The organism is Shinella sp. HZN7, from assembly GCF_001652565.1.
GTDB classification, from domain to species: Bacteria; Pseudomonadota; Alphaproteobacteria; order Rhizobiales; family Rhizobiaceae; genus Shinella; species Shinella granuli.
Map to the genome: position 1 here is coordinate 1,329,678 of NZ_CP015736.1, position 25,168 is coordinate 1,354,845.

Here is a 25,168-nt window from a genome sequence, read left to right on the forward strand (position 1 = left end):
GAACAGCCATGGGCATATAAGCTTTCTTCAGGCTGATGCCATAGGCGGGAGTCTCTCCGGCCGAGGAAAATTTATGGCGAACAAGCATGCCTGACAATCTGTAAACAAGGTGCCGCATCTTGCCAAGCGCCGCAAAAGCGACAAGGAATTGATGAGATTGGCGGCCTCCCGGGCGGGACGACAGGCCTGCCGGCATTATATTCGGAGTAAGTCATGGCTTCCAGATTCGACATCGGTTTCGCAAAGACGGCACGCGCTTCGGGCGGCCTTGCGATCCTCCTGCAGATTGCGAGCGAGACCGCCGCCGGTCTCGGCGAGGTCGATCCGGAAGGTGTCGTCGCCCGTGCGGCAGGCGTCGCGAAATTTTCGGGCAAGGCCCTGAAGACGCTCGACGTCCTGGCGCCGCATGGCGCGCCCGTGGACCGCATCCTCGTGCTCGGCCTCGGCGAAGCGGAAAAACTCGTGGCCCATGACTGGCTGAAGGCCGGCGGCGCCGCCGTCGCCAAGATCGGCCGGGCGGAGAAGGTGACGATCTATCTCGATGCGCCGGGCGTCACCGTGACGGCGAAGAACGCCGCCGATTTCGCCCTCGGCCTGCAGCTCGGCGCCTACAGCTTCGACACCTACAAGACGAAGAAGGGCGAGGACGACGAGGCGAAGAACGGCAAGCCCGTGAAGGTGACGATCGTCACCGCCGTCGCCAGCGCCGCCAAGAAGGCGAACGAGGTGTCCGATGCCGTCGCCGAGGGCGTGATTCTCGCCCGCAATCTCGTCAACGAGCCGGCCAACGTGCTCGGCCCTGTGGAATTCGCCGACAAGGCCAAGGCGCTGGAAAAGCTCGGCGTCGAGGTGGACATCCTCACCGAGCGCGAGATGAAGAAGCTCGGCATGGCCGCGCTGCTCGGCGTCGCGCAGGGCTCCGTGCGCCCGCCGCGCCTTGCGATCATGCAGTGGAAGGGCGGCAAGGAGAAGGACCGGCCGATCGCCTTCATCGGCAAGGGCGTCGTCTTCGATACGGGCGGCATCTCCATCAAGCCGGCCGCCGGCATGGAGGACATGAAGGGCGACATGGGGGGCGCCGCCGCCGTCATCGGCCTCATGCACACGCTCGCCGCCCGCAGGGCGAAGGCCAATGTCGTCGGCATCCTCGGCCTTGTGGAAAACATGCCGGACGGCAACGCCCAGCGCCCCGGCGACATCGTCAAGTCGATGTCCGGCCAGACGATCGAGGTCATCAACACCGATGCCGAAGGCCGCCTCGTGCTGTGCGATGCGCTCTGGTACTGCAACGAGACGTTCAAGCCGCAGTTCATGGTGAACCTCGCGACGCTGACCGGCGCGATCCTGGTCGCCCTCGGCAGCCATCATGCCGGCCTCTTCTCCAACGACGACACGCTTGCCGCGCGCCTCACCGCCGCGGGCCTCTCGACGAACGAGCGCCTGTGGCGCATGCCGCTCGGCCGCGAATACGACAAGATGATCGACAGCAAGTTCGCCGACATGAAGAACACCGGCGGGCGCCATGCCGGCTCGATCACCGCCGCGCAGTTCCTGCAGCGTTTCGTCAAGGACACGCCCTGGGCGCATCTCGACATCGCCGGCACGGCCATGGGCTCGCCGTCGGACGAGATCAACCAGTCCTGGGGCTCCGGCTTCGGCGTGCGCTTGCTGGATGAGCTGGTGCGCGCGAACTACGAAGGGTGAGGAGAGGGTGAGCGAGGTCCTCTTCTACCACCTGACCGAATCGAAGCTCGAGGACGCGCTGCCGCCGCTCCTCGACAAGAGCCTCGAACGCGGCTGGCGCGTCGTCGTGCAGACCGGCGACGCGGAGCGGCGCGACGCGCTCGACACGCATCTGTGGACCTTCCGCGAGGACAGCTTTCTGCCGCACGGCACCGACGAGCAGGCCTTTCCGGCCGAACAGCCGGTGCTGCTGACGACCGCCGCCGACAATGCGAACGGCGCGACGGTGCGCTTCCTCGTCGCCGGCGCCGCGCCGCCGCCGCTCGACGCCTATGAGCGCGTCATCTTCATGTTCGACGGTTACGACCAGGCGGAGGTGGAGACGGCGCGCGAACACTGGAAGCGCCTGAAAGGCGAGGGGCACCAGCTCACCTACTGGCAGCAGAACAGCGACGGGCGCTGGATGAAGAAGGCGTGAGGGCCACGTTTCGGCCTCCGCCAGTTGCCCCTCACCCTAACCCTCTCCCCGCAAGCGGGGAGAGGGGACGTGCCCCTGCCGAACGTCATTGGTTGGGGAAACCGGTGTGGCACATTTCCTTCTCCCCGCTTGCGGGGAGAAGGTGGCCGGCAGGCCGGATGAGGGGCTTCCCCCGGCGCCTCAATCGAAAAACGCCTCGACGAACTTGCGCCGCCCCAGCATGAAGGCATCGGCGACGTGGCGCAGCGGCGCGAGGTCGACATCCGATTTCCCGGCCTTCACCAGTTCGGCGAAGCGCCTGTAGAGCATCGGATATTCCTGCTCCGGCTCCGCGTGCACCAGCTTGCCGTCGATGGAGAGCTTCGCGCCGCCCTCCGACAGCACCATCTCCCCGGCGTCCGTCTCGGCAACGATGTCCCAGCTCTGCTTGCCGGTCTGCCGCCAGTCGAAGTCCGCGGCAAGGTCGAGGCCCCCGGCGTCGGAAAACGTCATGGACGCCGCAATCGGCGCATCGCGGTTTTCCGGGAATTCCAGCGTGGCGGCGGTGATGAAGACCGGGCGCGGCAGGATGTGGGTGACGATGGAGAGCGCGTTGATGCCCGGATCGAAGACGCCGAGGCCGCCCGCCTGCCAGATCCACTCCTGGTTCGGATGCCAGTGGCGCACGTCCTCCTTCCAGATCACCCGCATGGAGCGGATCGTCGTGCCGGCGAGGAAGGCCTTCGCCGCTTCGACGGCCGGGGCATAGCGCGAATGCCAGCTGGCGAAGAGCGTGAGGCCCCTGGCGGCGGCGAGCGATTCGAGGTCGGCGACCTCGGACAGCGTCGCGCCCGGCGGCTTTTCCAGGAAGACATGCTTGCCCGCCGAAAGCGCCTTTTCCGCCGCCTCGTAGCGGTATTGCGGCGGCATGCAGAGCGAGACGGCCGCGATGGCGGGGACAGCGGCCAGCATCGCGTCGATCGAGGTGAAATTGTCGATCCCGTCGACCATGCCCTGGCGGCTCGCAGCGGCGATAAGCCGGTAGTCGCCGTTCTTCGCCACGGCCGGAAGATGCTGGTCACGCGCGATCTTGCCGACGCCGACGATTGCGAGATTGATCGGGGACATGGCTCCACCCTCATTTGTATGATGATTGGGCGCTGTTGTAGCAGAACGGCCGTCGGGGGCAAGGGCGCCCATGCGCGCATATCTGCCTACCGTTTGTGCAACGCGGCCGAAGCCATATTCGTCTTTCGTCTAATGCCGGCTCTCAGGCCGGGAAAACCGGGCCGCGGACTTGAAACGGGCCTTGAAATCGGCACTCTGCCTGTGCTTGGCACCAAAGCAATAACACACCAGGCGGGGAGGAGTTCTCATGAAAGCGCTGCTGGCCTTCAGCCGGCTCATCGACGTGATCACGGAAAATATCGGGAAGGCCGTCGGCTGGCTGATCCTGATCGCCGTGCTCGTCAGTGCCGGAAATGCCGTCGTCCGAAAGGTCTTCAACACATCGTCCAACGCCTGGCTCGAGGCGCAATGGTATCTGTTCGGCGGGGCCTTCATGCTTGCCGCCGCCTATACGCTGGCGCAGAACGAGCATATCCGCATCGACGTGGTCTATGGCAAGTTCTCGCGCCGGGTGCAGCACTGGATCGACCTGCTCGGTCATATCCTGTTCCTGATGCCCTTCGTACTGCTGATGGTCTATTTCCTCGTGCCCTATGTCGCGATGTCGTTCCGCTCGGGCGAGGGCTCTTCCAGCGCCGGCGGCCTGATCGTCTGGCCGGCCAAGGCTATCCTTCTGGCCGGCTTCGTGCTTCTGGCCTTCCAGGGCGTTTCCGAGATCATCAAGAAGATCGCCATCATACGCGGCGACATGGAGGATCCGACGCCCTACGTGCCGACGCACGCTCCCCTCGATACGGCCATCGCAGAGGAGAAGGGCGCATGATCGAATTCATCGCGGAAAACCTTGCGCCGATCATGTTCGTGTCGCTGATCGTGTTCCTGCTGCTGGGCTATCCGGTGGCATTCGCGCTCGCGGCGAACGGCCTGCTCTTCTTCATCGTCGGCGTGGAGCTCGCCCCGCTCTCCGATTCGATCAACCTGTCCTGGCCGCTGCTGAACGCGATGCCGGAACGGCTGTGGGGGGTGATGTCGAACGACACATTGCTCGCCATCCCCTTCTTCACCTTCATGGGGATCGTGCTCGAACGATCCGGTATGGCCGAGGACCTTCTCGACACGATCGGCCAGCTTTTCGGGCCGATCCGCGGCGGCCTTGCCTATGCGGTCATCTTCGTCGGCGCGCTGCTTGCCGCCACCACCGGCGTCGTCGCCGCGTCGGTCATCGCCATGGGCCTCATCTCGCTGCCGATCATGCTGCGCTACGGCTATGACCGGTCGATCGCCTCGGGCGTCATCGCGGCCTCCGGCACGCTCGCGCAGATCATCCCGCCCTCGCTCGTCCTCATCGTGCTTGCCGACCAGCTCGGCCGCTCGGTCGGCGACATGTATGCCGGCGCGCTGATCCCCGGCCTGGTGCTGACCGGGCTCTACATGCTCTACATCCTGCTCATGACCTTCCTGAAGCGGGACTCCATGCCGGCGCTGCCGCTGGAGGCGCGTTCGCTCGGGGCCGGCATCACCTCGCTCTTCATTGCGCTCGTCGTCGCGGCCGGCATTGCCTATGCGGCGCATGTCTACCTCTATCCGACCCATGGCGAGAATGCCGACATCCTCGGCGCGACCGTCGGCGTCGCCTTCATCTATGCCGTTGCGGTGGCGGACAAGGCGTTCGGCATCAACATGATGTCGCGGCTTGCCCAGCAGGTCATCATCGTGCTGATCCCGCCGCTGGCGCTGATCTTCCTCGTGCTCGGCACGATCTTCCTCGGCATCGCCACGCCGACGGAAGGCGGCGCCATGGGCGCGGTCGGCGCGCTCGTCATGGCGGCGGCCAAGGGCCGGCTCAGCATGGAGGTGGTCCGTTCGGCGCTCACCTCCACCACCCGCCTTTCAGCCTTCGTGATGTTCATCCTCATCGGCGCCCGCGTCTTCTCGCTCACCTTCTACGGCGTGAACGGGCATCTGTGGGTGGAGCATCTGCTGGTCTCGCTGCCGGGCGGCGAGACGGGCTTCCTGATCGCGGTGAACGTGCTGGTCTTCTTCCTGGCGTTCTTCCTCGATTTCTTCGAGCTCGCCTTCATCATCGTGCCGCTGCTCGCGCCGGCCGCCGACAAGCTCGGCATCGACCTCATCTGGTTCGGCGTGCTGCTCGGCATCAACATGCAGACGAGCTTCATGCACCCGCCCTTCGGCTTTGCATTGTTCTACCTGCGTTCGGTCGCCGCCAAGGTGCCCTATCTCGACAAGGTGACGGGCAAGGTGACGCAGCCGGTGACGACGGGGCAGATCTACTGGGGCGCCGTGCCCTTCGTCGGCATCCAGATCCTCATGGTCGGCCTGACCATCCTCTTCCCGAGCATGGTCATGCACTACAAGGGCGAGGGCACCGGCATCGATCCCGCGACGATCAAGATCGAGGTGCCCGGCTTCGGCAGCGGCCTGACGCTGCCCGACAATGGCGGCGGCCTCGGCCTTCCGGGTGGCCTGCAGCTTCCCGCCGGCAACCCGCTGGAAGGCGGTGGTGAAAAGCCGGCCGAGCAGGGCGGCGAACAGAAGCCCGCCACGGACCTTTCCAGTCCGCCGTCCTTCAACTGAAGACCTGCCATGGGGCCGGCGCAAGCCGGCCCCTTTGCATCGAACAGCCCGAGCCAAAGAAAAACCCCGGAGCATCGCTGCTCCGGGGTTTCTCGCATTTACCGTTTCCGCAGGGCTTACAGCTTGTTGCTGCGCTGCTGGATCATCATGAAGGTGTCGTAGTTGTATTCGGCGATCTGGGCGTTGAGGTAGTACTCGCCGCGGAAGGCCTTGATCGAGTCCCAGATCTTCTTGAAGGTCGGGTTCGAGGCTTCCATCTCGGCATAGACCTCGTTGGAGGCGTCGAAGCAGGCCGTAAGGATTTCCTGGCTGAACGGGCTGAGCTTCGCGCCGGCGGCGACGAGGCGCTTGATGGCCGAGGGGTTCAGGTAGTCGTATTTCTGCAGCATGTCGGCGTCGGTCGCCTGGCAGGCCGTGCGCAGCAGCGACTGGTAGGCCTTCGGCAGGCCGTCGAAGGCGGCCTTGTTGAACATGGCGTGCACCGTCGGGCCGCCTTCCCACCAGCCGGGATAGTAGTAGTAGGGCGCGACCTTGTAGAAGCCGAGCTTCTCGTCGTCATAGGGGCCGACCCATTCGGCCGCGTCGATCGTGCCCTTTTCGAGCGAGGGATAGATGTCGCCGCCGGCGATCTGCTGCGGCACGACGCCGAGCTTCTCGACGACCTTGCCGGCAAAGCCCCCGATGCGCATCTTCAGGCCCTGCATGTCGGCGACGGTCTTGATCTCCTTGCGGAACCAGCCGCCCATCTGCACGCCGGTATTGCCGCCCGGGAAGCCGACGAGGCCCTGGGTGGCGAGGAATTCGTTGAAGAGGTCGATGCCGCCGCCATGGTACTGCCAGGCGTTCATGCCGCGGGCATTGAGCGCGAAGGGCACGGCCGCGCCGAGGGCCCAGACCGGGTCCTTGCCCCAGTAGTAGTAGGAAACGGTATGCGCGGCCTCGACCGTGCCGGCGGATGCGGCATCGGCGGCCTGAAGGCCCGGGACGAGTTCGCCTGCGGCGAAAACCTGGATCTGGAAATTGCCGTCCGTCGCTTCGGACACGTATCTCGACAGCACTTCGGCGCCGCCATAGATCGTGTCGAGCGACTTGGGGAACGAGGAGGCGAGGCGCCAGTTGATCTTCGGATTGCTCTGCGCGAGGGCCGGGGCCGCGAGCACGGTGGCGGCCGCACCGCCCACGCCGGCAACACCGGCCTTCTTCATGAATGAACGACGATCCATAGTTTTCCTCCCAATGGCGGGCGGTGGTTTTCCGCCCTTTGTCATCGGCGGAAACCTAACCATGTCGGCAAGGGGCTTTCAAGCCAGGGCGGGGAAGAAGGTGAAAGCACCTTCTACAACTTTCGTCTTAGCCGGACGCTTTCTGCTATCTGCCTGTTTTTTGAGCTTTTCCGGCGTTTGCAGGAAGGTTGACAGCCCCTTGCGCGGTTGAAAGATTGGGGCGAAACGGCGGGGGGCGAAAGGCAAGGCATGGATATCGAGATTCGCAGGGCCTATCGCGACGAGCTGGTCGACATCCTGGACTGGGCGGCGGCGGAAGGTTGGAATCCGGGCCTCGGCGACGCCGCGCCGTTCTGGGCGGCCGATCCCGAGGGCTATCTCGTGGCGGAGGCGGACAGGCGCCTTGTGGGCGCGGTCTCGCTCGTGCGCTACGGCGAGGACTACGCTTTCCTCGGCTTCTACATCGTGGATCCGCAGGTGCGCGGGCAGGGCGTCGGCCTGCGCCTCTGGAATGCGGCGATGGATCTGGCCGCAGGACGTCTCGTCGGGCTCGACGGCGTCGTCACCCAGCAGGAGAACTATCGCCGCTCCGGCTTTGCCTATGCCCATGCCAATATCCGTCACGGCGGCCGGGTGCAGCAGTGCCCGATACCGGCCGATTCGCGGCTCACGGCGGTCTCGCCGGTCCACATGCCGCTGATCGTCGACTATGATGCGCGTTTCAATCCGGCACGCCGCGAGGCATTCCTGCGCGAATGGCTGAAGGAGCAGGAGACGCGCCAGAGCGTGGCGCTTCTGCATGGCACCGGCATTTCCGGCTACGGCACGATCCGCGCCTGCCGGGAGGGCTTCAAGATCGGACCGCTGTTCTCCGACACCGATGTCGGCGCCGAGCTGATCTTCCGGGCGCTGGTCGCCACCGTCGGCGGCGGGGAGATCTTTCTCGACATTCCCGCGCCGAACGCCGAGGCCAAGGCGCTGTGCGTGCGCCACGGTCTCTCGCCGGTCTTCGAGACGGCGCGCATGTACCGGGGCACGCCACCGGACCTGCCGCTCGGCCACATCTACGGCATCACAACCTTCGAGCTCGGCTGAGCCGCCTTATTGGCCAGCCATGGCGAGCAGTTGCGGCTCGGCGTTGCCCGTGTGGCGCAGCGTCACCACCGAATAGCCTTCCGCCTTCAACTGCGCGAGCAGCGAGGGCAGCACGGTGGCGGTGCGCTTGTGGATGTCGTGCATCAGGATGATGCCGCGGCCGCGCTTGCGCAGGCCCTGCATGGTGCGGCTCGCGACGGAGGCGGGCGTCACCTTGAAGTAGTCCTTCGAATCGACGTCCATGTCCATGATGATGGTGCCGCGCCGGGCGACGGCGCTGCGCAGCGCCGACGTGTCCGCCAGATAGGGGAAGCGGAAGAAATCCGGCTGACGGGCGGTGGCGCGTTCCACGGCCTTCTCGCCCTTGCGGATTTCCGCCATCGCCGCCTCGAAGGCGAGGTAGCGCAGGTTGGCATGGCGATAGGTATGGCTGCCGACGGTGTGGCCGCGCGCGACGACCTTGCGGGCGATCGCCGGATAGGCGTCCGCCATCTGGCCGACCATCAGGAAGGTCGCCTTCACGCCGTAGCTGTCGAGCGTGTCGAGGATCGCCTCGGTGCGGCCGGGCACGGGGCCGTCGTCGAAGGTCAGGACGACCTCCTTGTGCTTCAGCTTCAGGTCGGCGAGCGAGGCGACAGCGAGGGTCCGTCCGGCAAGCCCCGCATGCCCGGCCCAGCGCGCGGGCGACATCGGCACGGGGTCGTCCGCGTCGAGCTTCTTCGTCGTCTCCGCCGCGGCAAAGGCGGTCTGCGCGGAGGGGCGCGGCTTGGTCGTGTTGCAGCCGGCAAGAAGGGGGAGGGCCGCCAACGCGGCAAGAAGCAGACGGCAACGCATCGGGCGCACTCGCAAGGCAATGATCTTGCGAGAACTTTTGTCAAATCATGGTTAATGAAGCGTTGCGATGGCCGGAAGAACGGCACGTTACCCGGCCATCGCCTCCTCGTACTCCGCCGAAAGCTCCAGCCACTGTTCCTCGGCATCGCTCAATTTGTCGACCGCCAGGGCGCGCAGCTTGGCCTTCTCCGCCGCCTTGGCCGGGCTCTTCTCGTAGAGCGCGGGATCTGCAAGCTCCGTGTCAAAAAGCTGAATCTGCTTCTGCAGCTTCGCCGTCAGGGATTCGATTTCATTGATCTTTTTCTTCAGCGGAGCGAGCTGGGCGCGTCGGTCGGCATTCGCCTTGCGCAGGTCCGCCTTGCTGGTCTCGCCGCCGTTGGAGGCGGATTTCTCCTTGTCGTCCTTCTTGCCGGACTGGACGATGAGGCTGCGATATTCCTCCATGTCGCCGTCGAAGGTCTTCACCGTGCCGTTGTTGACCAGCCAGAGCCGGTCGACGGTCGCCTCGATGAGGTGCCGGTCGTGCGAGATGAGGATGACGGCGCCCTCGTAGTCGTTCAGCGCCTCGATCAGCGCGCGGCGGCTGTCGATGTCGAGATGGTTGGTCGGCTCGTCGAGGATGAGCAGGTTCGGCGCGTCGAAGGCAGCAAGGCCCATCAGGAGGCGCGCCTTCTCGCCGCCGGAGAGGTCCTTGGCGGCTGTCGACATCTTCTCCGTCGCAAGCCCCATCTGCGCCACGCGGGCGCGGACCTTCGCTTCCGGCGCCTCCGGCATCAGCCGGCGCACATGCTCGACCGGCGATTGCTCGGGAATGAGGTCGTCGAGCTGGTGTTGGGCGAAGAAGCCGATCTTCAGGCCCGGCGCGCGCTTCACCGCGCCCGATTCGGCCTCCAGCCGGCCGGAGATGAACTTGGCGAAGGTCGACTTGCCGTTGCCGTTCGAGCCGAGCAGGGCGATGCGGTCGTCATTGTCGATGCGAAGGTTGATCTGTTTCAGGATCGGCTTGCCCGGCTCGTAACCGACCGCGCCGCCCTCGATCGCGACGATCGGCGAGGCCGGCTGTTTCTCCGGCTCCGGAAAGGTGATCGGCTGCACATGCGTCTCGACGACGGCGGCGACCGTGCCCATGCGCTCCAGCGCCTTGACGCGGCTCTGCGCCTGCTTGGCCTTGGTGGCCTTGGCCTTGAAGCGGTCGATGAAGCTTTGCAGGTGTTTTCGCGCGGCCTCGTTCTTGGCTTTCGCCTTCATCTGCAATTCGTCGGCCTCGGCCTTCTGGCGCTCGAACTGGTCGTAGGAGCCGCGATAGAAGGTCAGCTTCTGCTGGTCGAGATGCACGATGGCGTTGACGGCGGTGTTGAGCAGGTCCCGGTCGTGGCTGATGATGATGACCGTGTGCGGGTAGCGCCGCACGTAATCCTCCAGCCACAGCGTGCCTTCGAGGTCGAGATAGTTGGTCGGCTCGTCGAGCAGCAGGAGGTCCGGCTCGGAAAACAGCACGGCCGCCAGCGCCACGCGCATGCGCCAGCCGCCGGAAAAGCTCTTTGCCGGGCGCTGCTGCGCCTCGTGGTCGAAGCCGAGGCCGGCAAGGATGCTCGCCGCGCGGGCTTCCGCCGAATGGGCGCCGATATCGCCGAGGCGGGTCTGGATTTCGGCGATGCGATGCGGGTCGGTCGCCGTCTCCGCTTCCTTCAGGAGGCTCGCGCGCTCCTTGTCGGCGGCCAGCACGATCTCGATCAGCGGATCGTCCGTGCTCGGGGCCTCCTGCGCCACCTGGCCGATGCGCGCGTTCTTGGGCAGCGAGATGCTGCCGGCTTCGGCGGCGAGCTGGCCGGTGATGACGCGGAACAGCGTGGACTTGCCGGTGCCGTTGCGGCCGACAAGACCCACCTTCACCCCGCTCGGCAGCGAAAGGGAGGCGTTATCGATGAGGAGACGCCCGGCGACGCGGGCAGTGAGGCCGGAAATCGTGATCATGCCGGGTCTATAGAGCAATTTCCGCAAAAGTGCGAAGCGGTTTTGCGCCCGCAATGGCATCAAAACAGAAAGATAAGGCAGCGCCGCCCGAGGGCAGGCGGCGTCAGGCCGCCGCCCCGCCGCGATAGCCCCGGCCGGCCCGTTCGGCGACTTCCGCCGAATAGATGCGCAGTGCGATGCCGACATCGCCTGCATAGGTGAGCGCCTGTTCCGCCTGGTCGTAGAACGCCGCCGGCGCCTTGGCCGCGTCGCTCATCGAGACGCCGGCCGTCAGCGTCAGGAAACCGGCCGGCAATTCGCGGTCCATGAAGGGGAAGGGCTTTTCCGCAACGCGCACGGCGATGCGGCGGGCGATCGTCACGGCGATCTCGCGGCTGACATCCGACAGCAGCAGGCAGAAGACATCAGGCCCGGTGCGCGCGACGAAATCGCCCTTCTTGACCGAGCGGCGGAAGATGGCGGCAAGCCGCTTCAGCGTCTTCTCCGCAGCGCCCGCAGGATGGGTCTCGGCAAACTCCTTGAGCTGTTCGACGCGGAACATCAGCAGGGCGGCGGTCTCGCTCGCCGCCTCGGCCTGGAAGAAGGCCTTCAGCCGGCCGAGCAGGGCGGCGTGGTTGCCAAGGCCGGTCACCGGATCGTGGGTCAGCGCCTCGCGGCTGACGGAAAGGCCCGAGCGCAGGCTGTCGAGATGGGCCTGCAGGTCATCCAGGCGCGCGGCGGACGAGCGATCGGCGCCGAGGATGTCGCGCAGGATCGACAGGAGCCGGACCGTGTCGCTGGAAAAGTCGGAAATGCCGAGCACCGGGTCCTTGCGCATGCGGGCGGCGATTTCCTCCAGCTCCTGCAGGGCGACGGCACGGTCGCGCCGGCTGGTTTCCGCCGCCGCCGAGATTTCGGCAAGCACCCGCACGGCCTCGCCGGCCGCCTGGCCTGCCGCCAGCACATTGTGGCTGGGCAGGGCGTGGCGCAGCGCGATCGAATCGAGCGCCGCCTGGTCCGGCGCCTTGCCGAGCGCCGCGATCTCGCGCGCCACGCCCGCATTGCCGTTCAGCGCCTCGAACAGCAGTTCGTAGTTCCGCGGCAGGCCGGTTATGCCGAGATTGGCCATCACATGCGCGATGCGCGCCGTGATCGGCGGAACGGCGGGCTGCGTGGTCGGGGTGGTGCTGTCTTTGCTATTCATGGAACGCCGTCGGATGGGGCTCTGGCGGGCGCCAGCGCCGAAAGGGTATCGGTCGGCGTAACTATCGGATTGCGTGGTTAATTTTGCGTGTTCTGAAGAAAGATTCAGGTCAAAGTTGACGATGCGCAAGGCTGGCAGGCGCGGTGCGGCGGCATCACGCGGATGCCGCCGCACGAGGGTATGGTTCAGAACCTCATGCCGTTCGGCGGGCGAGCGGGATCGCCCGCATCACCTGCCCGATCACGGTCGAGCGGGCCGGCTCCTTGGTGCGGGGCGCGCGATTTTGCTGGAGTTCGCGCATCGCCGCCGCATATCCCTCCGCGCGCGCTTCCTGCAGCGCCACGTCAAGGGTCTTCTCGATCACCGGATAGCACTCCTCCGGCAGATAGGCATTCGGGGCGTCGGTGCCGTAGACCCGTGCCATCTTGCAAAGCGTACTGCCGAGCAGGGCTGCCCACTCTTCGGTCGTTCTTGCCATTGTTCTTCCCTCTTTCAGGAGAGGCCCGTGCCGTCCCGCACCAGCCTCAATGGCAGCGACTATCCCATTACCGATCGCCCGTGCCTGTCACTTGGGTGACAGGACGGAGCAGCCCCCTTAATCGATGCCGAGCGCTCCCATACACCACAACTGTATCACCACTATTGCAGGAACTGGAAGGGTCACTCGCCCTAAAATTTATAGGAATTTCGTTCCCTCCGTGCGCACGAAGGAGATGAGGTCGAGCGTGATGCTCGGCCCGCCGGCCGCCGTCAGCATCCCGTGGCACTGGCCGCGGTGGTGGGTCTGGTGGTTGAACATGTGGGTGAGGGCGGGGCCGAGCGGATGGGTGATGACCGCCGGATTGGTGAGCGGGCTGTAGGTAAAGTCGGCGGCGAGCGCCTCTTCCGTAAGCGAATCGATATAGGCGATGAGCCGCGCGTCTTCCGCCTGCCGTGCCGCCCAGAGGCCGGAAAAATCCTCGTGGAGGATCGCATCGAGCCGCGTCGGGGCATCGCCGGTGCCGGTGAAGCGCTTCATCCAGATGCGATCGGCCGTCAGCAGATGGTTCAGCGTGCGGTGCAGCGAGCCGAAGAAGGCGCCGAGATTGCGGCGAAAGGCCTCGTCGTCGAGCTTGCCGACCTCGGCATAGAGCGCGCGGTTGGCCCAGGCATTGTAGGCGGCATACATGCGGTAATGGTCGAGCATCGTGGTCTCCCTGATCTGCCGGAACTATAGCCGAAGCGCGCATCGGCCGCGTGAATGTCACCCATGAAATTATCTGATTTGCGCACGGCGTCGTCCTGCGCTCCAATGGCGGCAAACCGAACGACGAGGCTTTGATGACCCGACTGCTCTACGCGCTTTCCGGCGCCGACCGGACCCGCCAGTTCTCGCCCCATGTCTGGAAGACGGTGATGTCGCTCGCCCACAAGGGCCTCGCCTACGAGACGGTCCCGGTCGGCTTCACCGAGATCCCGGCCATCGAGGGCGGCAGCACGGCCACGGTGCCGCTCCTGCGCGACGGCGACCGGCTGGTGCGCGACAGTTTCGACATCGCCCTCTATCTCGACGAGGCCTATCCCGACCGGCCGTCGCTGTTCGGCGGGGAGGGCGGCAGGGCGATGGCCCGCTTCATCGAGAACTGGTCGCAATCGACCCTGCACATGGCCGTCACCCGCATCGCCATCCTCGACATCCACAACCTGCTGGAGCCCGCCGACCAGGCCTATTTCCGCCGCAGCCGCGAGGAACGCCTCGGCGCCTCGCTGGAGGACATCGCGGCGGCCGGCAAGGCGGAGGTCGAGGGCTTTGCCAAGAAGCTCCAGCCGCTGCGCAACATGCTGAAGGTCCAGCCCTTCATCGGCGGTGAAGGCCCGCTTTTCCCGGACTACATCGTCTTCGGCGCGCTGCAGTGGCTGCGCACGACGGCGGGCACGAAGGTGCTGGAGGAGGGCGATCCCGTCGCCGGCTGGTTCGCCCGCTGCCTCGACCTGCACGGCGGCGTCGGCCACCGTGTGACGGCGGCGTGAAACTTTGCCGCTGACGGCGCCAATCGCGGCGCCCCTCTTGTTTTGCGGGGCGTTGGCGGCTATGGAACCGGCCACTTTCACCGGAAAACCAAGGGAAACGGGAAAATGGCGATTGAACGCACCTTTTCGATGATCAAGCCGGACGCGACGAAGCGCAACCTGACCGGCGCGATCACCAAGATGCTCGAAGACGCGGGCCTGCGCGTCGTTGCTTCCAAGCGCGTCTGGATGAGCAAGCGCGAAGCCGAAGGCTTCTACGCCGTTCACAAGGAGCGTCCGTTCTTCGGCGAGCTCGTTGAAGGCATGACCTCCGGCCCGACGGTCGTCCAGGTCCTGGAAGGCGAGAACGCCATCCTGAAGAACCGCGAAGTCATGGGCGCCACCAACCCGGCCAACGCCGACGAGGGCACGATCCGCAAGACGCATGCCCTGTCGATCGGCGAAAACTCGGTTCACGGCTCGGACGCGCCGGAAACCGCTGCCCAGGAAATCAAGTACTGGTTCTCCGACACCGAAATCGTCGGCTGAATCGGTTTGTCCGGCTCCGGCCGGAAGCCTTTGACAGGATTTGGAAACCGGGGCCGTAAGGCTCCGGTTTTTCATTGGGTCGGATCGAACTTGAAGATCGGCTGGCCGGCCAGCAGCAGCGCTTCGGCCGGGTGATGCATATGGCTCTGGCAGCCGCGATCGAGCCGCATTGCGAAATCCGTGGCGATGGCGAGCTTCGTTTCGGTCGGCTCGACGGCAAGGACGAAATCGGCAAGGCGCGCATGGTCGCCCGCGGCAAACAGCAGTTCCGCAATGACCGGCGCCTTGAGCGGGTCCTTCGCGAGCGGCGTCAGCGGCACGGATTTCAGGGATCTGGAAAGCTCCACCCACAATGGCCATTCCGCCTGGAATTTCGGGCTGATGTCCGTCGGCCTGTCCGGAAGGACATCGGATTTGCCGGCGAGGTAGGGAGCGAGCGCGTCGATCGCCACGGCCCGGTCGATGAGGTCCCGTATCGAGACATTGCTGGTCGGGGGCACGACACGGCGCGTATTGATGGACATGATTTCGAGCGTCGTGTCGACCACGGCGGGATTGGGCCCTGCGGCACGAAGAGCCCTGTAGGCCACCAGCCATGCCGGATCAAGAAGACCCTCCGGCCTGATCCGCCCGGCCGTAATCTCGGCCAGAATCGCCTCTGCCGCCTTCGCTGTCGAGGCGACATCGCCGGTCTGGTTCACATAGGTCATCAGGAAATCGCGTTCCGGCTCCTTCGCCGCCGCGAGCCAGACGGTGTGCAGGCTTTTCTGCGTCGCTTGGGCCGCGGTGTCGGGCACCGGAAGCCGCGGCAGGGCCGGGTTGCCGACGAGCGCCGGCGCCCAGCTCCAGAGCCGCGTCAGGTCCGCGAGCCTGGTCGTGTCGGGAAAGCCGGCAACGAAGACGGGCCAGGCATTCGGGTCGCGCTGGCTCGCGACGAGTCCTGCCTGAAGGAAGAACAGCTTGTGGCGGCCCGCCGATGCGGCGAGTTTGGCCTTCTCCTCATCGGGCCGGTCCGCGATGGCGGGCACGATCCGCCCGCTGAGCGAGACTTGCCGTTCCGGCGGCAGGCTGGCGATGGCGGCCAGCAATTTCTCGCCATCCCCATGCAGCAGGATTGCCCGCACGGTGGAAATCAGCCCGTTCAACTGAACCGGATCGGCATCGCCCAGCGTGTCGAACCCGTCCCGCGTCGCATCGATGGCGCCGGCAAGATCGATCGCCTCGCGCACGCCGGCATCGCGCAGTCCATGGGCGAGGGCTGCGGCCTCGTCCATGGAAAGCCCGCCGTAGCGCATCTTCAGATAGGCCGCTTCCGCCCCGAAACCGCGCGCCTTCAAGCGTGGCAGTTTCTCCCGGTCCGCCAGCACCGTATCCGAGAAGGCAAGGATTACGGGCTTTGCCGGACAGGTCGCTGCCTCCTCGGCATGGGCCGCAGGGGAGAGCACGGAAAGGCCGAAAGCCAAGGCAGGCAGGAATCGCATCTGTCCGATCCTCCGGGAGCAGCTTTGGATGGAACGCGCGATCCATGGCGAATATTCGTCAACTGGCGGGGCACGCCGCCGTTTCGAAACGTTCGGGCGCCTTGCCGTCCTTGAACACCTCCGGATTCTTGTCGTAGCCGGGGCCGACGACCAGGGCCTTTGCCGGCAGGATGCTCTGGTCGACATTGGAGGTGACCTGGGTTTCCAGACTCTGCAGCACCGCGCCGTCCGGCCCGACGACCCGGATGGCCACCTTGTAGGGCACGCCCTTCCTCACGCAGGAAATGTCCGGGCTCTCCAGCGCGACGCGGGTGAGATTGGCGAACAGCTTGCGCTCCAGCGTCAGCGGCGCGCCGCCCGCCGGGTTCTCGAACTCGGCCCGCACCACGGAGCCTTCCGGCACCGGCTCCGTGCGGTCGAGCGTCACCATGTAGGTGGCATAGGCGAGGCGGTAGTTGAAGACGAACATCTTGCCCGTCAGCTTGAGCGGATCCGGTCCCGTCTCGCGCTGGCAGGCGGCAAGGGATAGCAGGAGCGGCAGCAGGATCAGCCGGGATGTTCTCATGGCCCTCTCTCCTCGCGGTTGCGGTGGTAATGGCGGCTGGCCTTTGCCCGGTTGCCGCAGACGGCCATGTCGCACCAGGCGCGCGAGCGGTTGCGGCTGCGATCGAGGAAGAGCCAGTGGCAGTTCGGGCAGATCTTCAGCCGTTCCGGCTCCGGATGTGCCAGCAGCAGGAGGGCGGAGCGCGCCGTCGCGGTATCGAGCGCCCGCGGCCGGTTGCCCGAACGGCGCAGCGTGGCGGCGATGGCCTCCAGGAGGTCGGCAAGCAGCGCCGGCGTGCCATGGCCCCGCACCTCGGCGCGAAAATGCCGGTCGATCGCCTCGCGCAGCGCGATCAGCCCCGCGCGTCCCTCCTCGCTCACCGCCTCGAGCGGGCCGAAACGCGCATGCTCGGCCCCGTGCCGGTCCGCCCCGGCGGGGAAGGCATCCATGATGGCGGGATCGGCGAAACGGTCGATCCGCCGATCGGGATCGCCGCGCAGCACCACGGAATTGGCGATATCGAGGGCGAGCGCGCCGCCGGAGAAACGATGCGAGGTCCAGGAAAAGGTCATGTGATATTCTAACTGGTAAAACTCTTTTTGCCAGTTATAATTTCGGCACGGTTCCAGGAGGGCAGGCAATGGCTTCCCGGGAGGCGTGCGTGACAATGCGGGAAAGCCCGGAACCGCCATGGCCTATTTCCTCCAGCAGATCGCCAATGCCGCGCCCGTTGCCGCGCTCTATGCGGCACTCGCCTTCGGCTATTCGATCGCCTTTGCCGTGACGCGCCGGGCGGATGTCGCCTATGGCGCGCTCTTCGCCTTCGCCGCGCAGATGTTCATCCTTTTTTCCGGTTACGGCTGGGACCGGCTGTGGTTGGTGCTGCCCGCCGCGCTCGGCTTCGGCGCGGTCGTGGCGCTGCTCTACGGCGTCGGCGCCGGCCTCGTCGTCGGGCGCCATGTCATGCGCCCGCTTGCCTTCTCCTCGGACAATACGGTGGTGGTCGCCGCGCTCGGCGTCGTGCTGGTGCTGATGGAGACGGCGCGGCTCGCCGCGGACACGCGCAGCCTCTGGCTGCCGCCCTTCCTCAACACGCCGGTCGTGCTGTGGGGCGATCCGGCCTTTCCCGTCGCGCTGACGGTGCTGCAACTGGCAAACACCGCCGCCATGGCCGCCATCGTCCTTGCCGGCCATGTCTTCCTCGCCCGCTCCGCCTGGGGCCGGCGCTGGCGGGCGGTCTCTGAGGACCGGCAGGCGGCGGCGCTCTGCGGCGTCGACGCCGCGGGAGTCTACCTTTCGGCCTATGCGCTGGCGGCGCTGATCGCCAGCCTCACCGGCATCCTCGCCGTCTCCTACTACGGCAACATGGATTTCGGCGGCGGCCTCGTCTTCGGGGTGAAGGTGCTGTTCATCGCCGCCATCGGCGGGGCCGGCACGCCGCTGCTCTCCGCCCTCGGCGGCGCGGCCATGGGTCTCGCCGAGACGCTGTGGAGCGCCTATGGCGAATTCTTATGGCGCGACCTGGTGATCTTTTCCGCGCTCGTCCTGCTGCTGGTGATTTTCCGGCGGGAGCGGCCGGTGCCGTAGACGGCGTGCCGTGTCGCGTGGATCCTCGGGTCGAGCCCGAGGATGACGGAGAGGAGAAGAGGTTGCCTGACCGTCAAACGGTGCGGCAAAAGGCAACATGGCTGGTCTGTATGTCCTTCCTTCTGGCGTCATCCTCGGGCTCGACCCGAGGATCCACGCGACATGGCAGACCATGGCCGGCAATTCCGCTACGACCACGTCTCCCGCGCCCGGTCGTCGCTTTCCTTGGCATCCACCCAGCCGCCCTCGCGGCCGTCGGCGAAATGCTCCTTCTTCCAGAAGGGGGCGGAGGTCTTCAGGTAGTCCATGACGAAGGAGGCGCCGTCGAAGGCGGCGTGGCGGTGCGGGGCGAGCGCGATGACGAGTACGATGTTCTCGCCCGGCGCGATCTTGCCGACACGATGGATGGCGGTAACGCCGAGAAGCGAGAAGCGCTCCACGGCCTCGCCGCAGATGCGGCCGATCTCGGCCTCGGCCATGCCGGGATAATGTTCGAGCTCCAGCGCGGAAAGCCTGCCGCCCTCGTGGCGGCACAGGCCGGTGAAGGTGACGACGGCGCCGGCATCGCGCCGCCCGGCGGCAAGGCGGGCGGCTTCCGCGGCGGCGTCGAAATCCTCCGTCTGGACACGCACGATGACCGAGACGCCGGTCATCGCTCAGCCTCCCGTCATCGGCGGGAAGAGGGCGATCTCGCGGGCGCCGAGAATGGGCTCGTCGTGCTCGACATGCTCCTGGTTGATCGCGATGCGGATGACCTTTTCATGCTCCAGCGCGTGGGCATAGTCCTCGCCGAGCGTCTTCAGATAGGCGAGCAGGTCGCCGCCGGTCCTGACGGAGGCGGGCAGGTCGATCTCCTCCTCGCCCTTGCCGATCCGTTCGCGCACCCAGGCGAAATAGACGAGCTTCGTCATCTCACTCGTCCACGATGTGCTTCAGGCCGACGCGGAAATAGTCGTAGCCGGTATACATGGTGATGAGCGCGGCGGCCCAGAGCAGGGTGATGCCGATCTCGGTCGTGTAGGGCAGGATCTTGTCGCCGGCGGGGCCGGCCAGCAGGAAGGCGATGGCGAGCATCTGGATCGCCGTCTTCCACTTGGCGATGCGCGTGACGGGCACGCTGACCTTGAGGTCGGCGAGATATTCGCGCAGGCCCGAGACGAGGATCTCGCGGCACAGGATGATGATCGCGGCCCAGATCGTCCAGCCGGCGATGGTGCCGTCCGCGGCCATCAGGAGCAGCACCGAGGCGACCAGCAGCTTGTCGGCGATCGGGTCGAGCATGCGGCCGATATTCGACGTCTGGTTCCAGATACGGGCGAGGTAACCATCGAGATAGTCGGTGATCGAGGCGACGACGAACAGCCAGAAGGCCGCCCAGCGCGCAAAGTCCGACGATTCCAGCCGCCCTTCGACGAAGAAGCAGAGAACGATCAGCGGAACGGCCACGATACGGCCGTAGGTGAGGAGGTTCGGGATGCTGTATGCGCGGGAAGCCATGGATTCTTCAGTCTCGACAGGTTTGCGGCTAGATGAGGTCTTTGTGACAGCGCCGTCAACCTTTGTTTCCGGCAATTCTTGGCGAATTTACGGAGCGTGGGCGAATGTCGCAGCCATTCGCGGAAAACGCTGCGGATTCTGCGGGGCCGGCGCGCTCATGTCGGCGGCTTGCCGTCCGTCGTGAAGGCGGCGGAAAAGCGCTTGCCGTCCGACAGCGTGCCCTCGCAGGCAATCCTCGCCGGTCCCTTCACCGGATTGCCGAAACCGCAGGTGCCCGTTGCCGGAAAGACATCCGGCTGGTCCGGCGTATCCTTGCGGCTGACGATCACCTTGTCGAGGTTGATGACGTCCGTATCCGGCGTCGGATTGTCGCCGTCCATGCCGGTGAAGGTGACGATCCGGCCGTCGTCGAGCACGAAATAGAAGCCGACGCGGCCGTTCGGATAGGTGACGTTGAGCAGCTTTTGCGAGCAGGCCTCGCTGAACCGGAGGTCGCCGACAACGAGCTCGGCGCAGGTTCCGCTGACGCCCAGCATCTGCGCATCGCCGACCTGCGTCTGTGCCGCGGCGGCTGTTGCGACAAGGCAGAGGCCGAAGGGCACGATCTTGCGGAAGACGGTCATGGCGCCTCTTTCCCGGGTGAAGGAATGCCGTATGGGCACCCTAGCACCCGCCGGCAGGCCGGGCCAGCTATCCCGCCGCGTCGTCGTGGAAATGGTTGTAGACGATGCGGGCGACGCTTTCCGAAATGCCGGCGACCGCCATCAGGTCGGCCATCGCCGCGCGGGAGACGGCCTTGGCGGTGCCGAAATGCTGCAGCAGGGCGCGCTTGCGCGTCGGGCCGACGCCGGCGATCTCGTCGAGCGGGTTCTTCACCATCTCCTTCTTGCGCCGCGCCCGGTGCGAGCCGATGGCGAAGCGGTGCGCCTCGTCGCGCAGGCGCTGCACGAAATAGAGCACGGGATCGCGCGGCGGCAGGGAGAAATCCGCAAGGCCCTTCATGAAGAAGCGCTCGCGCCCCGCCTCGCGGTCGGCGCCCTTGGCGACGCCGATGGCGATGACCTGGTCGGTGATGCCGAGCTCTTCGAGGATGGCGCGCACCGCCGTCATCTGGCCCTGGCCGCCGTCGATGAGGATGACGTCGGGCCAGGCGGGGAAGGGGAGGTCCGCCGCGTCCGCGCTCTGGTCTGCAGCACTGCGGTCCGGCAGGCCCTCTTCCTTGATGAGGCGCGAGAAGCGCCGGGTCATCACTTCCTTCATCATGCCGAAGTCGTCACCGGGCGTGATGTCGGTCGATTTGATGTTGAACTTGCGGTACTGCCCCTTCACGAAGCCTTCCGGCCCCGCCACCACCATGCCGCCGACGGCATTGGTGCCCATGATGTGGGAGTTGTCGTAGATCTCGATGCGGCGCGGCACGTAAGGCAGCTTGAAGGTGGCGGCGAAACCGTCCAGCAGGCGCGATTGCGAGGCCGTCTCCGCCAGCTTGCGGCCATGCGCCTCGCGGGCATTGGCGACGACATGGTCGACGAGGTCCTTCTTCTCGCCGCGCTGCGGCACGGAGATGGCGACCTTGTAGTTCGAGCGCTCGGAAAGCGCCTGGCTGAGCAGGTCCATTTCCTCCACGGCCTCCGAAAGCAGGATCTGCCGGGGACAGGGCTTGTCGTCGTAGAACTGGGCGAGGAAGGCATTCAGCACCTCGCTGCCGGAAAGCTGAGGGTCGGCCTTCGGGAAATAGGCGCGGTTGCCCCAGTTCTGCCCGGTGCGGAAGAAGAAGACCTGGATGCAGGAGATGCCGCCCTCGTGGTGGATGGCGAAGACATCCGCCTCCTCCACGCCCGCCGGGTTGATGCCCTGGTGGCTCTGGACATGGCTGAGCGCCGCCAGCCGGTCGCGATAGACGGCGGCGCGCTCGAAATCGAGGTTTTCCGCCGCGTCGTTCATGGCCGCGGCCATGTGCGCCTTCACCTTCTGGCTTTTTCCCGAGAGGAAATCCTTCGCCTCCTGCACCAGCTCCGCATAGTCCGCATCGCGGATCTCGTGGGTGCAGGGACCGGAACAGCGCTTGATCTGGTAGAGCAGGCACGGCCGCGTGCGCGTCTCGAAGACGCTGTCGGTGCAGGTGCGCAGGAGGAAGGCGCGCTGCAGCGAATTGATCGTGCGGCCCACCGCGCCGGCCGAGGCGAAGGGGCCGAAATAGTCGCCCTTGCGGCTGCGCGCGCCGCGATGCTTGAAGATCGCCGGCGCGCGCGTGTCGCCCGTCACGAGGATGTAGGGGAAGGACTTGTCGTCGCGCAGGAGCACGTTGAAGCGCGGGCGCAGGCGCTTGATGAGATTCGCCTCCAAGAGCAGCGCCTCGGTCTCGGTGCGCGTGGTGACGAACTCCATGTTCGCCGTCTGGCGGATCATCTGCGTGATGCGGTTGGAGTGGCCGCGGCCCTGCGCATAGTTCGTCACGCGCTTCTTCAGGCTGCGCGCCTTGCCGACATAGAGCACGTCGCCCGCCGCATTGAACATGCGGTAGACGCCGGGGCTGTTCGGCAGGCGCTTGACGAAGAGCTGGATCAGCTCGGCGCCGATGATGCCCTCCGGCACGTCGCCGCCCTCGTTCCAGTCGATTCCCGGAGTGGCGACGCCGGGCGCGACGGCGGCGGTCGCTGCGGGAGATTCCTGCAGCTCGTCCTCGTCGTCCGTCTCGTTCTCGTCATAGAGGATGCCGCCATCCTCCACCTTCCGGCCATTCATTCGGCTATTCCCCCGACATCGGGTGTTTCCCAGGCGAGATGCTGCCCGCCGTCGAGCGCTATCATTTGCCCGGTAATGGATGGCGTGTCGAACAAAAAGCGAACTGTGCGGCCGAATTCGTCGAGACCAGGCCCGCGGCGCAGGATCAGGCCCTCCACCTGCGCCTGGAAGGCGGCATCGTCCTGCCGCTCGTTCGGCAGCGACGGGCCGGGGCCGATGGCGTTGACGCGCACGCGCGGGGCAAAGCTCTGCGCCATGGTGCGGGTCGCCATCCACAGCGCCGATTTGGAGAGCGTGTAGGAATAGTAGCGCGGTGTCGGGTTCCAGACGCGCTGGTCGATGATGTTGACGATCGAACCCGGTGCGCCCTCGGGAAGCTGGCGCACGAAATCGCGCGCGAGGATCGACGGCGCCTTCACATGCACGGCGAAATGCCGGTCCCACAGCGCATCGTCGAAGGCCTCCACCGTGTCGGGCTTGAAGAGCGAGGCGTTGTTGACGAGGAGGCCGATGGGGCCGAGGGCGTCCGCCGCCGTGCCGATCAGCCGGCTTGTGGCCGCCCCGTCCGCAAGGTCGCATTGCACGGCGACGGCCCTTCCGCCGCCGGCATTGAAGGCGCGGGCCATCGCCTCGGCGTCTTCCAGGGATGTGTTGGCATGGATGGCGACGGCGAAACCGTGCGCCACGAGGTCTTCGACTATGGCCTTGCCGATGCGTTTCGCGCCGCCCGTCACGAGGGCCGTCCTGAGGGGCTTGTTCACGAAATTCCGTCCTGCCGATTCATTTGATTAACCGGCCCAAGATATAGACATCCCGGCGCAGGCTTAAACTCCCCCATGACAATTGGTTGCAGAAAAATTAACTGCAAAAGCGACTTCAAAGTAATTTGAAGTATATTTTACCGATTTTTGTACTTACTGATTTTATGGTTAATAAATCTCCTGGTGCGTAAAAGTCACATCAAATTTGTGCCGTGTCGCCGCCACAATCATTTCACATTTTGGCTCTTTCAATTCCTCAATCTTTATTCAATTTCCGCTCAACCGGGCGGGACTGAATTGGAAATGACGATGCCCGATCGCCTCCCACAGAGGGCGTCGTTCAGTAAAGGAGAATATCATGCGTACACTCATCGCCACCCTCATCGCTTCGACCGTCTCCATGGTCGCTTTCCAGGCTGCTCACGCTGCCGATGCCATCGACGATATCCCGCAGGCTCCGGCCGCTGAATATTCCGAGCCGGTTGCCAGCGGCAACTGGGCCGGCGCCTATGCCGGTGGTACGGCAAGCTGGCAGCGCGGCGACTTCAACCGCCAGGGCGATGCCAAGGCGAACGGCCTCGGCGGCGGCGTCTACGGCGGCTACAACATGCAGAACGGCCAGCTCGTCTACGGCGGCGAAGCCGACCTGAACTATTCGGGCGTCGACGCCGAGCGCAACGGCCTCAAGGGCAAGCAGGGCGTCAACGGCTCGGTCCGCGGCCGCGTCGGTATCGACCTGAACCCGGTCCTCGTCTACGGCACGGCCGGTATTGCCGGCACCAATGTCGAGATGAAGAACGCCAACGGCAAGGACGACCGCAACATGGTCGGCTGGACCGCCGGTGCCGGTGCCGAAGCCTTCGTGACCAACAACGTCACGGCGCGTATCGAATACCGTTACAGCGACTACCAGAAGAAGAGCTTCAACCTCGGCGGCGACAAGGTGAAGTCCGGCTTCGAAGACCACAGCGTCCGCGTCGGTCTCGGCGTGAAGTTCTAAGCCGAACGGCTTTTTAGAAGAGGGAAAGGCCGGGCGGAAAGCCCGGCCTTTTCTGTGTCTTAAAGACCCCAACCACCCCCGACTTCATCCTCGGCCTTGAGCCGAGGCTCCACCGGCGTGCGCGGAGCGTGGATGGTTGGGTCAGGCCCGACCATGACGGTGGGGAGGAAAGGCGGACCTCCTTGAAGTCGAGGCGGTGCGGTAGGCTCGGCCTTCCTGCTCGTCTCAATCCTTGAACTGCGCGTAATCCGGGAAAACCGCCTCGAAGCGGGAGAGGAAGCGCTTCAGCCTGGGCCGGCCGCGCTGCCATTTGCCGGCAAAGCGCAGTTCGATGTAGCGCAGCATCGCGGCAAGGGCGAAGTGGCCGGCATGCGGCTTCCTGCCGAGGCGGGGCATGTTGGCTTCGAGATGGTCGAGCGCGCGCTCGACCTTCTGCCACTGCCGGTCGATCCAGGGCTGGTGGATCTTCTCTTCCGGCCGGAAGCGGCGTTCGTAGACGATGGCGAGCAGGCTGTCGCAGATGCCGTCGGCGGTCGCCTCCAGCACGTCCACCTCCGTGCGCTTTGCCGCATTGCGCGGATAGAGCGTGCCCTTCGTCTGGCGGTCGATATAGGTCATGATCGCGCGGCTGTCGTAGACGGCAAGGCCCTCGTCGGTCACCAGCGTCGGGATCTTGCCGAGCGGGTTGGCGGCCAGCAGCTCCGCCGGGTCGGCATTGGTGTCGGTTGCCACCGGCTGCGCGTCGAGGCCGGCGAAATGCGCGGCCATGCGCACTTTGGTGGAATAGGGCGAGGCACTCGAATAGAAGATCTTCATCAGCGGCATCCTGTTCTGGGGCAATTC

General features: G+C 65.6%; 26 protein-coding genes. 9 read left to right on the top strand and 17 right to left on the bottom strand.

Annotated elements, in window-relative coordinates; all coding sequences use genetic code 11:
* The first annotated feature begins 213 nt into the window (after positions 1-213).
* Both shn_RS06385 and shn_RS06390 read left to right on the top strand, forming a co-directional pair.
* Positions 214-1,704, top strand: coding sequence for a leucyl aminopeptidase (locus tag shn_RS06385; protein ID WP_064329660.1), 1,491 nt, complete (start codon positions 214-216; stop codon positions 1,702-1,704).
* 7 nt (positions 1,705-1,711) lie between these two features.
* The gene (locus shn_RS06390) at positions 1,712-2,161 is read left to right on the top strand and encodes a DNA polymerase III subunit chi (protein ID WP_064329661.1); all 450 of its coding nucleotides are present in this window, start codon (positions 1,712-1,714) and stop codon (positions 2,159-2,161) included.
* A 180-nt stretch (positions 2,162-2,341) separates the two neighbouring features.
* Here shn_RS06390 and shn_RS06395 read toward each other — a convergent pair whose 3' ends face one another.
* Entirely contained in the window at positions 2,342-3,268 is a 927-nt protein-coding gene (locus shn_RS06395) for a Gfo/Idh/MocA family protein (protein WP_064329662.1), read from the bottom strand.
* Positions 3,269-3,515: 247 nt separating this feature from the next.
* On the opposite strand from shn_RS06395, the gene shn_RS06400 reads away from it, so the two are divergent.
* Both shn_RS06400 and shn_RS06405 read left to right on the top strand, forming a co-directional pair.
* On the top strand, positions 3,516-4,091 hold the full coding sequence (locus tag shn_RS06400) for a TRAP transporter small permease subunit (RefSeq protein WP_064329663.1): 576 nt from the start codon (positions 3,516-3,518) through the stop codon (positions 4,089-4,091).
* Positions 4,088-5,863: a TRAP transporter large permease subunit gene (locus tag shn_RS06405; protein WP_064329664.1), complete on the top strand. Its 1,776-nt coding sequence runs from the start codon at positions 4,088-4,090 to the stop codon at positions 5,861-5,863. The genes shn_RS06400 and shn_RS06405 overlap by 4 nt, the downstream gene beginning before the upstream one ends.
* Before the next feature lie 116 nt (positions 5,864-5,979).
* Here shn_RS06405 and shn_RS06410 read toward each other — a convergent pair whose 3' ends face one another.
* Positions 5,980-7,086 (bottom strand): TRAP transporter substrate-binding protein, encoded by a 1,107-nt coding sequence (locus shn_RS06410; RefSeq protein WP_064329665.1) that lies wholly within the window; start codon positions 7,084-7,086, stop codon positions 5,980-5,982.
* A gap of 249 nt (positions 7,087-7,335) precedes the next feature.
* Here shn_RS06410 and shn_RS06415 point away from each other — a divergent pair, with 249 nt between their 5' ends.
* The gene (locus shn_RS06415; RefSeq protein WP_064329666.1) at positions 7,336-8,181 is read left to right on the top strand and encodes a GNAT family N-acetyltransferase; all 846 of its coding nucleotides are present in this window, start codon (positions 7,336-7,338) and stop codon (positions 8,179-8,181) included.
* Between the two features lie 6 nt (positions 8,182-8,187).
* Here shn_RS06415 and shn_RS06420 read toward each other — a convergent pair whose 3' ends face one another.
* The 5 genes from shn_RS06420 to shn_RS06440 form a co-directional block, all read right to left on the bottom strand.
* On the bottom strand, positions 8,188-9,015 hold the full coding sequence (locus tag shn_RS06420) for a polysaccharide deacetylase family protein (protein WP_064329667.1): 828 nt from the start codon (positions 9,013-9,015) through the stop codon (positions 8,188-8,190).
* A gap of 87 nt (positions 9,016-9,102) precedes the next feature.
* The gene (locus shn_RS06425; protein ID WP_064329668.1) at positions 9,103-10,989 is read right to left on the bottom strand and encodes an ABC-F family ATP-binding cassette domain-containing protein; all 1,887 of its coding nucleotides are present in this window, start codon (positions 10,987-10,989) and stop codon (positions 9,103-9,105) included.
* A 103-nt stretch (positions 10,990-11,092) separates the two neighbouring features.
* On the bottom strand, positions 11,093-12,172 hold the full coding sequence (locus shn_RS06430) for a GGDEF domain-containing protein (protein WP_064329669.1): 1,080 nt from the start codon (positions 12,170-12,172) through the stop codon (positions 11,093-11,095).
* 193 nt (positions 12,173-12,365) lie between these two features.
* A complete protein-coding gene (locus tag shn_RS06435) occupies positions 12,366-12,650 on the bottom strand; it encodes a hypothetical protein (RefSeq protein ID WP_064329670.1) in 285 nt (94 codons plus the stop codon).
* 198 nt (positions 12,651-12,848) lie between these two features.
* Entirely contained in the window at positions 12,849-13,358 is a 510-nt protein-coding gene (locus shn_RS06440; protein ID WP_064329671.1) for a DinB family protein, read from the bottom strand.
* A gap of 134 nt (positions 13,359-13,492) precedes the next feature.
* Here shn_RS06440 and shn_RS06445 point away from each other — a divergent pair, with 134 nt between their 5' ends.
* A complete protein-coding gene (locus tag shn_RS06445) occupies positions 13,493-14,182 on the top strand; it encodes a glutathione S-transferase family protein (protein WP_064329672.1) in 690 nt (229 codons plus the stop codon).
* A 105-nt stretch (positions 14,183-14,287) separates the two neighbouring features.
* On the top strand, positions 14,288-14,710 hold the full coding sequence (gene ndk, locus shn_RS06450; RefSeq protein WP_064329673.1) for a nucleoside-diphosphate kinase: 423 nt from the start codon (positions 14,288-14,290) through the stop codon (positions 14,708-14,710).
* 71 nt (positions 14,711-14,781) lie between these two features.
* On the opposite strand, the gene shn_RS06455 is transcribed toward ndk, so the two are convergent.
* Genes shn_RS06455 through shn_RS06465 form a run of 3 tightly spaced genes read right to left on the bottom strand, consistent with a single transcriptional unit; the run spans position 14,782 to position 17,307 of the window.
* The gene (locus tag shn_RS06455; protein ID WP_064329674.1) at positions 14,782-16,191 is read right to left on the bottom strand and encodes a hypothetical protein; all 1,410 of its coding nucleotides are present in this window, start codon (positions 16,189-16,191) and stop codon (positions 14,782-14,784) included.
* Between the two features lie 58 nt (positions 16,192-16,249).
* Positions 16,250-16,756 carry a hypothetical protein gene (locus tag shn_RS06460; protein WP_064329675.1) on the bottom strand — a complete coding sequence of 169 codons (507 nt, stop codon included), beginning with the start codon at positions 16,754-16,756 and terminating at the stop codon, positions 16,250-16,252.
* The gene (locus shn_RS06465; RefSeq protein WP_064329676.1) at positions 16,753-17,307 is read right to left on the bottom strand and encodes a CGNR zinc finger domain-containing protein; all 555 of its coding nucleotides are present in this window, start codon (positions 17,305-17,307) and stop codon (positions 16,753-16,755) included. Before shn_RS06465 ends, shn_RS06460 begins: the two co-directional genes overlap by 4 nt.
* Before the next feature lie 118 nt (positions 17,308-17,425).
* Between shn_RS06465 and shn_RS06470 the strand changes: the two genes are divergently transcribed.
* On the top strand, positions 17,426-18,322 hold the full coding sequence (locus shn_RS06470) for a branched-chain amino acid ABC transporter permease (RefSeq protein ID WP_064329677.1): 897 nt from the start codon (positions 17,426-17,428) through the stop codon (positions 18,320-18,322).
* 188 nt (positions 18,323-18,510) lie between these two features.
* Here the strand turns inward: shn_RS06470 and shn_RS06475 are convergent, their stop codons facing one another.
* The 6 genes from shn_RS06475 to shn_RS06500 form a co-directional block, all read right to left on the bottom strand.
* Entirely contained in the window at positions 18,511-18,975 is a 465-nt protein-coding gene (locus tag shn_RS06475) for a molybdenum cofactor biosynthesis protein MoaE (protein ID WP_064329678.1), read from the bottom strand.
* 3 nt (positions 18,976-18,978) lie between these two features.
* On the bottom strand, positions 18,979-19,233 hold the full coding sequence (gene moaD, locus shn_RS06480; RefSeq protein WP_064329679.1) for a molybdopterin converting factor subunit 1: 255 nt from the start codon (positions 19,231-19,233) through the stop codon (positions 18,979-18,981).
* 1 nt (position 19,234) lies between these two features.
* Positions 19,235-19,819: a CDP-diacylglycerol--glycerol-3-phosphate 3-phosphatidyltransferase gene (gene pgsA / locus shn_RS06485; RefSeq protein ID WP_064329680.1), complete on the bottom strand. Its 585-nt coding sequence runs from the start codon at positions 19,817-19,819 to the stop codon at positions 19,235-19,237.
* Between the two features lie 155 nt (positions 19,820-19,974).
* Positions 19,975-20,442: a hypothetical protein gene (locus shn_RS06490; RefSeq protein ID WP_064329681.1), complete on the bottom strand. Its 468-nt coding sequence runs from the start codon at positions 20,440-20,442 to the stop codon at positions 19,975-19,977.
* A 67-nt stretch (positions 20,443-20,509) separates the two neighbouring features.
* Entirely contained in the window at positions 20,510-22,564 is a 2,055-nt protein-coding gene (gene uvrC, locus shn_RS06495) for an excinuclease ABC subunit UvrC (protein WP_064329682.1), read from the bottom strand.
* Complete coding sequence (locus shn_RS06500) at positions 22,561-23,325, bottom strand: SDR family oxidoreductase (protein ID WP_064329683.1); 765 nt, start codon at positions 23,323-23,325, stop codon at positions 22,561-22,563. The genes uvrC and shn_RS06500 overlap by 4 nt, the downstream gene beginning before the upstream one ends.
* A 358-nt stretch (positions 23,326-23,683) precedes the next feature.
* Here shn_RS06500 and shn_RS06505 point away from each other — a divergent pair, with 358 nt between their 5' ends.
* Complete coding sequence (locus shn_RS06505) at positions 23,684-24,325, top strand: outer membrane protein (protein ID WP_064329684.1); 642 nt, start codon at positions 23,684-23,686, stop codon at positions 24,323-24,325.
* A gap of 225 nt (positions 24,326-24,550) precedes the next feature.
* Here shn_RS06505 and shn_RS06510 read toward each other — a convergent pair whose 3' ends face one another.
* Entirely contained in the window at positions 24,551-25,144 is a 594-nt protein-coding gene (locus shn_RS06510) for a glutathione S-transferase (protein ID WP_245337399.1), read from the bottom strand.
* Positions 25,145-25,168: the final 24 nt, after the last annotated feature.